This is a genomic window from uncultured Campylobacter sp., from assembly GCF_938030815.1.
Taxonomy (GTDB): domain Bacteria; phylum Campylobacterota; class Campylobacteria; order Campylobacterales; family Campylobacteraceae; genus Campylobacter_B.
The window spans coordinates 1-1,652 of record NZ_CALHII010000207.1; the positions used below are offsets into that span (position 1 = coordinate 1).

At 42.2% G+C, this 1,652-nt stretch carries 2 protein-coding genes; one reads left to right on the forward strand and one right to left on the reverse strand.

Going from position 1 to position 1,652, the window contains the following annotated elements:
- Positions 1 to 284 precede the first annotated feature (284 nt).
- Positions 285 to 923, reverse strand: a complete 639-nt coding sequence (locus tag Q0277_RS08125) for a Crp/Fnr family transcriptional regulator (RefSeq protein ID WP_005871915.1) — start codon at positions 921 to 923, stop codon at positions 285 to 287.
- Positions 924 to 1,276: 353 nt separating this feature from the next.
- Between Q0277_RS08125 and Q0277_RS08130 the strand changes: the two genes are divergently transcribed.
- A partial coding sequence (locus Q0277_RS08130; protein ID WP_297997138.1) for a class I SAM-dependent methyltransferase occupies positions 1,277 to 1,652 on the forward strand: 376 nt, incomplete at its 3' end.

The window sequence follows — 1,652 nt, forward strand, 5'->3', positions numbered from 1 at the left end:
GAAATTTTAAAATTCCAAAGCTTTGCGTTTTGGGATAGCGGGTAAAATCCAAAAGCGAATTACGTGTTAAAATTTTAAACGAGATCACAAACCCAAATTTTATATAAGTTAAAATTTTAGACGAAATCCTAAGCGAAATTCGGGATGAAATTCCAAAACCAAGCTCTTGATAAAAATTTTACGCTGTAAATCTAGGTAAAATCCTGCGCCGTAACTTTAGACAAAATTTCGCGCTTAAGCCGTAAGCGTAAGCCGCATAAATGCTTTAAAAACTCTAGCCCGCGCTAAACACAGTAGCTAAGCAATCTGTCGTAGTCCAGGATCAAAAACTCGTGCTGACTGATTTTTTGAATTACGTTATCTTTTACAAGCTCGTTAAACGCGGTACTCGCGCTTTGACGCTTGAGCCCTACGAAGGACGAAAGCACCTTTAGCGAAAAGGGCAAAAAGACGTATTTGTAGCCATTTTGATGAAAATTCTGCTCGTTTGCAAGCTCGATCAAAAAGCTCGCGATGCGCCCTTTTGCATTTTCAAAAAGTATAGAGCGTGTGATTTTGCGCTGCAGCAGAATTATCTCTGTTAAAATTTTTATATATGCCTCGCAAAAGCTGCGATTTGCCAAGATCTCCCCAAGTCCGCTCGCATCGATCGTATAAATCTCGCTGTCCTCTAAAAACTCAAGTGCGCAAATTTCATTAAGAATAGTGATATTGTCCTTGTTTAGGTAGTTGATGATGAATTCCTCGCCGTCTTCAAAAAACGAAAGCTTCGCCTGCCCGCTTTTAAAAATAAAAACTTTAGGCGCCTCGCTATAAAAAACATAGCCTTTTTTAATGACTTGGTGCTCGAACATTGCAAGCTCCTCGTCGCTAAGCGTGGCGATAGCCTCGGTTTGCAGTAGTCCCAGCCGCGATTTTTCCATATAACCTCCAAAAGCTAAGAATTATACAATGAAATATTTAGACAAAGATAAAGCTGCGCGGATTAAATTTACCATCCGCACTATAGCTGCGCATCTAGGTCGCCTAAGCTAATAAATTTTATAGCTTTTAAAATTCTAAATTTTGCCCGCGCTTTGCATCGCGTAAAATTTCAAAAATTTATTGAGCCTTATGCGGCGAAATTATAGCCAAAACCCGTGGCGCGAATTTAAAATTCTGTCTTTAAATAAAAATTAATATCATTTTATTGAAATTTTATTTAGCAAGGATATAATAATGCATATTAAAAATAAGCGGTATTTTGCTCGCAACGATACCGCAAGAAAGGCACTTCATGCAAAAGTTAAATTTTAAAGATAACGTTTCCGAGACGTTGCTAATCAACGTTTATATGCGCCACTTGGATTTCAAAGACGCGGATCCAATCCTAAATGATCCCTTTTCGAGCGCCGCGGTCGAACAGATCGATTATGATTTTGCAAAATTTAACGACGCGCGCCTTAGCAAGACGGGCACCGTGATCCGCGCGAAATTTTTCGACGACGAGACGCTGCGACTCGCGGCGGAGCTTGATCGCCCTATCATCGTGCAGCTCGGCGCCGGGCTCGACACCCGCCCGCTTAGGCTCCAGCACGCCCTACCGAGCGCCCTATTTTACGACCTCGACCTGCCCGACGTCATCGCGCTGCGACGCCGGCTGCTCGAGGACG

Excerpts from the sequence above, each read along its gene's own strand:
- Q0277_RS08125 (WP_005871915.1), bottom strand. The coding sequence starts at position 923 with ATGGAAAAATCGCGGCTGGGACTACTGCAAACCGAGGCTATCGCCACG.